Source organism: Plesiomonas sp., from assembly GCF_051650925.1.
Taxonomy (GTDB): domain Bacteria; phylum Pseudomonadota; class Gammaproteobacteria; order Enterobacterales; family CAMTGL01; genus Plesiomonas.
In genome coordinates this window covers 1-2,950 of record NZ_JBOFRH010000578.1, presented here as the reverse complement: position 1 = coordinate 2,950, position 2,950 = coordinate 1, and the positions used below count along the sequence as shown (strand labels likewise).

Below are 2,950 nucleotides of genomic sequence, written 5' to 3'. Positions count from 1 at the left end.
CATAATCACCATTTTCAGTTCCAGCAAGGCACATTGATCAATATTGATCGTGAGCGTCGCTCTGTCACACTGGCAGAGATCCGCGATGAAAATAATGAATTGCTGGTGCCTGAACGTGAGCTGTTCTTTGATGTATTAGTGATGGCGCTAGGCAGTAAATCAAATGATTTCCGCACCGAAGGTGTGGCTGATAACTGTATTTTCCTTGATAGCCCAGATCAGGCAAACCGTTTCCATGAAGCGATGCTGAATCAGTTCATGAAGTTCTCGGCCCAGCCAGAGAAACAAGAAAAAGTGAACATTGCCATTGTCGGTGGGGGAGCAACAGGGGTAGAACTCTCTGCTGAACTGCATAATGCGGTTAAACAACTGCACAGCTATGGTTTTGAGGCACTTGATAGCCGCCATCTGAATGTGACTCTGGTAGAAGCCGGTGAGCGTATTTTACCTGCACTGCCAGTGCGAATTTCATCTGCGGCACACCTTGAGCTGACGAAGTTAGGTGTTAATGTGCGTACACAAACCATGGTAACGAAAGCCGATGCCGGTGGTTTGCATACCAAAGATGGTGATTACATTCCTGCTGAGCTGATGGTTTGGGCAGCAGGGATTAAAGCACCTGATTTTATGAAAGATATCGCAGGTCTGGAAACTAACCGTATCAATCAGCTAGTGGTTGAACCTACGTTGCAAACGACCCGTGATTCACAGATCTTTGCCATTGGTGACTGTGCGAGTTGTCCGCAGGAAGATGGCTCATTTGTGCCACCGCGCGCACAATCTGCGCATCAGATGGCCAGCTTGTGCTATGACAACATTCTGGCGCTATTTGATGGTCGTGACCTGAAAAAGTACGTGTATAACGACCGTGGTTCGCTGGTTTCACTGTCTAAATTCAGTACGGTAGGCAGCCTGATGGGTAACTTAATGCGTGGATCAATGATGATTGAAGGGCGCATTGCACGTGTTGCTTATATTTCATTGTATCGAATGCATCAAGTTGCATTACACGGCTACATTAAAACTGGTTTGATGATGTTGGTCGGCCGAATTAACCGTGTTATTCGCCCAACATTGAAACTGCATTGATTTATTAAATCGAGTCTCTGTTTTTAAAAAGCATCACGTTATCGTGGTGCTTTTTTTATTTCAGCGTGCTGACTATCTGTTCAGATCGCATTTTGAGGATTAAGCCTGTAAATCGTACTTATTGCATGGAGTAAGCCGAAAGAATGAACTAAGGTTTATTACAGGGGTATCTTCATTATTTATTTCCCCGAGATTAAAAATAAGTGCGCAGTCATTAGAGGCTGACCACACATTGGCGTAATCGACAGAGAGTATGCAGATGAAAGGGATCGTGTTTACTGAATTTATGGATATGGTATCGCATGTATTTTCAGAGGATATGGTCGATGATGTGATAGATGATGCAAAACTGCCGCACGGCGGGGCATACACGGCCGTAGGTACATATCCTTTTAGTGAAATGGCCAGTCTAGTCACAGCGCTTTCCGTGCGAAGTGGTATTCCGGCAGGTGATCTGATCCATCAATTTGGTCAATTTTTGTTTGGCCGTTTCAGCCAGCTTTATCCGCAATTTTTAGTGGGTCATACCACCACATTTAGCCTACTGGCCGGTATTGAAGATGTTATTCATGCCGAGGTGAAAAAACTGTATCCCGATGCCGAACTACCCGCTTTTGATGTACTCGAACAGACCGAACAGCGCCAACTGTTGCAATATCGCTCACCCCGTTGTTTAGACCGTTTAGCACAAGGGTTGGTTGAAGGGGCATTATTGCATTATCGTCAAACTGGGCGCGTTATTTTGCATCCACAACAAGATAAATCGACGCTGATTGAAATTACGCTAACCTCAGATAGCTAGTATGATTATGGATAACTCTCATCCTGATATTCTGAAATTACAGCGGCGCATTGAGAGAGAGCGCAATGCACGTAAAGAGGCTGAGCGTTTACTTGAAGTAAAGAGCCTTGAGCTCTATTCCGCCAATATTTTATTAGAGAGTGCTGCGAAGGGGCTTGAAGCCCAAATAGCGATTCGTACCGAAGAGTTAAAACAAGCGCTGATCCGCTCAGAGCAGGCAGTTAAAGCAAAAAGTGAATTTTTTGCGATGATGAGCCATGAAATTCGCACGCCGATGAATGGTGTGCTGGGTATGGCTGAGTTGCTTGCCGCCACACCATTGAATATGGAACAAGATGAATTTGTTGAAACCATTCGTTCGTGTGGGCAGTCGCTCATCTCCCTGATTGATGGCATTCTTGATCTTTCTCGTATCGAAGCCGGAAAATTGCGCTTAGAGGAGTCAGTATTTGATTTAAGCGAGTTGCTCTATAGCATCATCACTCTGTTTAGCCCTAAGGCTGTGAAGCAAGGTATAAAGTTGGAGCTGAAAGGTGCGCAAGGTAAGCATTTTATCTATGGCGATATTACCCGCTTGCGACAGATCATCTCGAATTTAGTCAGTAATGCATTAAAATTTACTGAGCAGGGCAGCGTTGTTGTGGTATTACAGCTCAACCCTATCTCCCCAGAGTCTGAACTTCAGCATCTGTTTCAAGCTACCGTACGGGTAGAAGATACGGGTATTGGGTTAACTGATGAGCAGCAAAGCCGGTTGTTTAAACCCTTTGAGCAGGCTGATAGCTCAACCACTCGCCGTTTTGGTGGGAGTGGATTAGGGCTGGCGATAAGCCATCAGCTTATTCAGATGATGGGTGGCAGTATTTCCGTTGTCAGTGAATCGGGAAAAGGCAGTTGTTTTGCCATTAGTTGGCCGATGAGAGCGGCGTTGGCGATTGAGCAACCATTATCAACATTACCGGTTTTGCCTGAACACATCAAATTGCAGCATGTTTTGCTGGTGGAAGATAATAAAACCAACCAGCGTCTTTCGTTAAAAATTCTGGAAAAACTAGGGTT

General features: G+C 45.1%; 3 protein-coding genes. All 3 read left to right on the top strand.

All coding sequences use genetic code 11. From position 1 onward, the window contains the following. Window positions 1–1,089 (top strand): NAD(P)/FAD-dependent oxidoreductase (locus tag ACRC27_RS13725; RefSeq protein WP_438640136.1); only part of this gene is annotated, 1,089 nt, incomplete at its 5' end. A gap of 259 nt (window positions 1,090–1,348) precedes the next feature. Further along, window positions 1,349–1,891 (top strand): heme NO-binding domain-containing protein, encoded by a 543-nt coding sequence (locus ACRC27_RS13720; RefSeq protein ID WP_438623139.1) that lies wholly within the window; start codon window positions 1,349–1,351, stop codon window positions 1,889–1,891. Between the two features lie 7 nt (window positions 1,892–1,898). Then, a partial coding sequence (locus ACRC27_RS13715; protein WP_438640135.1) for a hybrid sensor histidine kinase/response regulator occupies window positions 1,899–2,950 on the top strand: 1,052 nt, incomplete at its 3' end.